This window comes from Falsiroseomonas oryzae, from assembly GCF_027856955.1.
Taxonomy (GTDB): Bacteria; Pseudomonadota; Alphaproteobacteria; order Acetobacterales; family Acetobacteraceae; genus Falsiroseomonas; species Falsiroseomonas oryzae.
Genome location: NZ_JAPSMD010000459.1, coordinates 1 through 4,142, shown reverse-complemented (window position 1 = coordinate 4,142; position 4,142 = coordinate 1). Strand labels below are relative to the sequence as shown.

The following is a 4,142-nucleotide window of genomic DNA, read 5'->3' as shown; positions in this document are numbered from 1 at the left end:
ACGGCCAGGCCCTCCGCCTGCAGCTCGGCCAGCGCCAGGCGCACGGGCGTGCGCGACATGCCAAGCGCCTCGGCCAGCGGGATCTCCGCCAGCCGCTCGCCGGCGCGCAGTCGGCCGGTGAAGATCCGCGCGCGCAGCTCGATCAGCGCCCGTGCCGCCTGGCCGCGCGTCTCGCGGGAGGCCTGGCCGCGCACCTCCCGCGTGCTCATGCGCCGACGCCCGGCACCGGCCCGACCTCCCGCGCCACCGCCAGCAGCGTGCGGCGGATCCAGGCATGGCCGGCATCCGCCTCGAACCGCCGATGGAACACCAGCGACAGCCGGGTGTGGCGGATCTCCACCGGGCAGGGCCGCACCACCAGCCCGTGCGTCTCCGCCAGGCGCAGCGCGAGGCGGCCGGAGAGCGTCATCACCATGTCGGTGCGCATCAGGATGTCCGGCACCGCGCCGAGATGCGCCACCACCGCGCCCAGTCGGCGGGGATGCCCGGCCGCCGCCAGCGGCCCGTCCAGCGCCCCGTCGCGCGAGCCGTTGGCGGAATGCAGCAGATGCGGGAAGGCGGTGAAGCGCTCCAGCGTCATCGGCCCCTCGGCCAACGGATGGCCAGCGCGCACCAGCGTCAGGAAGCCTTCCGGCAGCAGACGCAGGCGGGTGTAGAGCGCCGGCGGCTCCGGCAGGACGGCCACGGCCAGTTCTGCCTCGCCCGCCTCCAGCAGCGTCTCCGCATTGGTGCGGTCGGCATGGCGGATGGCGAGCAGGGCATGCGGCGCCTCGCGCGCCATCACCTCCAGCAGCGGCGGGGCCAGCACGCGCTCAGCGTATTCGCTGAGCGCCACGGTGAAGACCCGGTCGGTGGAGGCAGGGTCGAAGGGCGCGTGAACCGCGAGCGTCTGGCGCAGCCGGTCCAGCACCTCGGCAACTGGCGCGGCAAGGGACAGCGCCAGCGCGGTGGGTTCTACCCCGCCGGGGCGGCGCAGGAACAGCTCGTCGTTCAGCGCCTGGCGCAGCCTGGCGAGCGCGTTGGAGACGGCGGGCTGGGACAGGTTCAGCTTCTCGGCGGCGCGTGTGACGTGCCGCTCGCGCGCCACTGCGTCGAAGACGCGGAGCAGGTTGAGGTCGAGGGTCTGCAGGTCGGCCACGCTCCGCCCCCCAGTGGCGCCTTGGATGGCGCCGCCGGGCGCCGCGTCCTTCATCACCTGCGGTGATGATGACCGTTCCGCACCACGGTTGGAAGGCCGAGGCGATCCGGCGCGATATCGGCGGCGACCGAGGCAAGGCGCCCCGGACCTGAGATCAGGAGACGACGATGAACCTCGACGAGCGGACCACCACCCCCTACGCGGCGCTTCTGCTGCGCGTGTCCATGGGCGTGATGTTCCTGGCGCATGGCCTGCTTCTGAAGGTGATGACCTTCGGCCTGGCCGGGACGATGGGCTACTTCGGCTCGATCGGCTACCCGCCGGTGCTGGGCGCCGTGGTGGCCATCGCGGAGATCGCGGCCGGCCTGGCGCTGATCGCCGGCGTCTGGGTGCGCACGGTGAGCCTGCTGTCCATCCCGATCCTGCTTGGCGCGACGATCCAGCACCTGCCCGCGGGCTGGGTGTTCAGCGCGAATGGCGGCGGGTGGGAATTCCCGGCCTTCTGGACGGCGGCGCTGCTGGTGCAGGCCGGGCTTGGCGCCGGCGCCTTCGCCCTGGACCCGGCGCGGCTGCTGGGCCGCGACGCGGCCCCGGCCCGGGCCTGACCGGACGGAGGCGGGGGGCGAGGGCACGCCTCCCGCCCCGCCCTACAACTTCCGCGCGCAATTTGGATCCGTTTCGGACCCAATTTTGTAAGGCATGTGATAAAGTACGCGGGCATAACGTGCGGATTGTGCAACTCTGTCGGATGAAAGTGAACTTTCCGTCACACGCAAAGTAACCATTGCCTTGGTTTGCAGCACCTACTAGGGGTTGTGCGCACAGAGACGTGATCGCGTTCCTTCGCTGCGCGTAACGCAAGTCCACAGCGCATTAACCCGGCAGAGGCATGCACCCCAGGATGGCGCCGCGGATCATCCTCATCGACGCGAACCGGGACGAAGGAACCGGCCTCGCCGCCTATCTCGGGCGGCATGGCCTGGCGACCGAGACCTGGACGACGCCGGAGCCGCTACTGCAGCGGCTGGTCGCGCACCCACCCTCGCTGATCGTGCTGCATCGCCGGCTCCGGCTGGAACCCGACCTCGGCACGTTGCGCCGCCTGCGCGCGGCATCCACCGTGCCGGTCATCCTGCGCGCGATGGATGCCGATGACGAGGTGGACCGCGTGCTCGCCCTGGAGATCGGCGCGGACGACTACGTGCCGAGCGGCACCAGCGCGCGGGAGTTACTGGCGCGCATCCGCACCGTGCTGCGCCGGGCCCGTGGCGGCCTGCCCATCACGCCGGAGGCGCGGTCGGGCTGGCGGCTCTGCCTCAAGCAGCGCGAGCTCTTCGCACCGGACGGCAGCGCGCGGAACCTGACCTCCACCGAGTTCGAGCTGATGCAGATCCTGGCGCGCCAGCAGGGCGCGCCGGTGCAGCGCGACGCGCTCTCCCTCGCCGTCCTGCGGCGGCCCTACCACCCGGAGGACCGCGCGCTGGACAACCTGATCCTCCGCCTGCGGCGCAAGCTCGGCGACGACGGGGCGAGCGCCAGGCTCATCAAATCGGTGCGAGGCGTCGGCTACGTCTTCACGGGGTTCGACGCCGGCGCGGCCTTTCCGGTCGGCCATGTCGAGGCCGAGCTGAACGGCCATCACGGCCCCTTCGCATAGTGTCGAAAACTGTCGTTACCACCTAGGCGCGAATTTGCGGCGCAGCATACAACCATGAACTGTGGTGACGCCACCGCAAAGGTGCGTCGCTCCTGCAGGACAAGGACCTCGACATGGACGATTTCGCCTCCATACCCGGCTCATGGTTCGGCACAGAGGACGCGGACGTCATCGATGCCGATGCCGCCTTCCCCGGCGTGCTGGACAACATGCTCGTCACCTTCGGCGGCAACGACTACGTGCTGGCCGGCAAGGGTGACGACCTCGTGCTCGCCGGCCGTGACAACGACACGGCGCTCGGCGGCCAGGGCTCCGACGCCCTCTTCGGCGAGGACGGCAACGACCAGCTGGACGGCGGTAACGACGACGACGTGGTCGATGGCGGTGCCGGCAACGACTCCATGGTCGGCGGCAACGGCAAGGATAGCCTGTTCGGTGGCGACGGCAACGACGCCATGGACGGCGGCAACGACGACGATGTGGCCTTTGGCGGCAACGGCAGCGACCTGATGAACGGCGGCAACGGCGCCGACCGGATGGAAGGCGACGACGGCCGCGACACGCTGTTCGGCGGCAACGGCGACGACTGGCTCAGCGGCGGCGGGGCGGCGGACCTGCTGGTCGGCGCCACCGGCAAGGACACGCTGACCGGCGGTGCCGGCAACGACACCATGATGGGCGGCAACGGCTCCGACACCTTCTACTTCGAATCCGCCTTCGGCGGCGACGTGATCCTGGACTTCCGCCCGGGCGAGGACATGCTGGCACTGAAGGCCGGCATCAACGGCACTGGCATCGCCGCCCCCGGCGACCTCGCCACCTTCGTCAGCGGCGGCCCGATGGGCGCTGTGATCTCGATCGGCGGCGACAGCATCACGCTGGTCGGCGTCTCGCGGGACGACCTGCTGAGCAACCTCGCCGACTACGTGAAGATCGTCTGAGGCGACGGACGGGGACGGCATGGCGCAACACGCCGAACGCCCGGAGGCCCGCGGGCGACCGCGCGCCGACGGGCTTCCCGCCCCGCCCCCGCCACGCATCGCCTGGATGCCCGCGGGCTTCCTGGTGATCGAACTCGCCGGCTCGCCGCCGGCCCGGCCGGGGGAACCCCCGGCAGGGCCGGCGGAACTTCTTGTCGGCGGCCTGCGCATGATGCCGCCCGTGGCGAGCCTCGGCCTGTCCGACACGACGCTGGTACTGGCGCGTACGAGCGCCGCCTGCGCGCCGGGCGCGCCGTTCGAGCTGCGACGCGCGGGCCGCCTGCTCGGCACTGGCATGCTGGGCGCGCCCGAGGATCCCCGCACGCTGCTCGCCGACCGGCCGGCTCCCGACCAGGAGGCCGCGCTG

At 71.5% G+C, this 4,142-nt stretch carries 6 protein-coding genes; 4 read left to right on the top strand and 2 right to left on the bottom strand.

What is annotated here, in order from left to right; genetic code table 11:
• Positions 1-209 (bottom strand): GntR family transcriptional regulator (locus OZN99_RS26960; protein WP_270938317.1); only part of this gene is annotated, 209 nt, incomplete at its 3' end.
• Complete coding sequence (locus OZN99_RS26955; RefSeq protein WP_270938316.1) at positions 206-1,138, bottom strand: LysR family transcriptional regulator; 933 nt, start codon at positions 1,136-1,138, stop codon at positions 206-208. The genes OZN99_RS26960 and OZN99_RS26955, both read right to left, overlap by 4 nt.
• Before the next feature lie 167 nt (positions 1,139-1,305).
• On the opposite strand from OZN99_RS26955, the gene OZN99_RS26950 reads away from it, so the two are divergent.
• From OZN99_RS26950 to OZN99_RS26935, 4 genes are all read left to right on the top strand, one after another.
• On the top strand, positions 1,306-1,743 hold the full coding sequence (locus tag OZN99_RS26950) for a DoxX family protein (protein WP_270938315.1): 438 nt from the start codon (positions 1,306-1,308) through the stop codon (positions 1,741-1,743).
• 296 nt (positions 1,744-2,039) lie between these two features.
• A complete protein-coding gene (locus OZN99_RS26945; protein ID WP_270938314.1) occupies positions 2,040-2,795 on the top strand; it encodes a winged helix-turn-helix domain-containing protein in 756 nt (251 codons plus the stop codon).
• A 113-nt stretch (positions 2,796-2,908) separates the two neighbouring features.
• On the top strand, positions 2,909-3,736 hold the full coding sequence (locus tag OZN99_RS26940; protein ID WP_270938313.1) for a calcium-binding protein: 828 nt from the start codon (positions 2,909-2,911) through the stop codon (positions 3,734-3,736).
• A 106-nt stretch (positions 3,737-3,842) separates the two neighbouring features.
• Positions 3,843-4,142, top strand: a 300-nt coding sequence (locus OZN99_RS26935; protein WP_270938312.1) for a hypothetical protein, incomplete at its 3' end; no start/stop codon positions are given.

Excerpts from the sequence above, each read along its gene's own strand:
- OZN99_RS26945 (WP_270938314.1), top strand. The coding sequence starts at position 2,040 with ATGGCGCCGCGGATCATCCTCATCGACGCGAACCGGGACGAAGGAACC.
- OZN99_RS26940 (WP_270938313.1), top strand. The coding sequence starts at position 2,909 with ATGGACGATTTCGCCTCCATACCCGGCTCATGGTTCGGCACAGAGGAC.
- OZN99_RS26950 (WP_270938315.1), top strand. The coding sequence starts at position 1,306 with ATGAACCTCGACGAGCGGACCACCACCCCCTACGCGGCGCTTCTGCTG.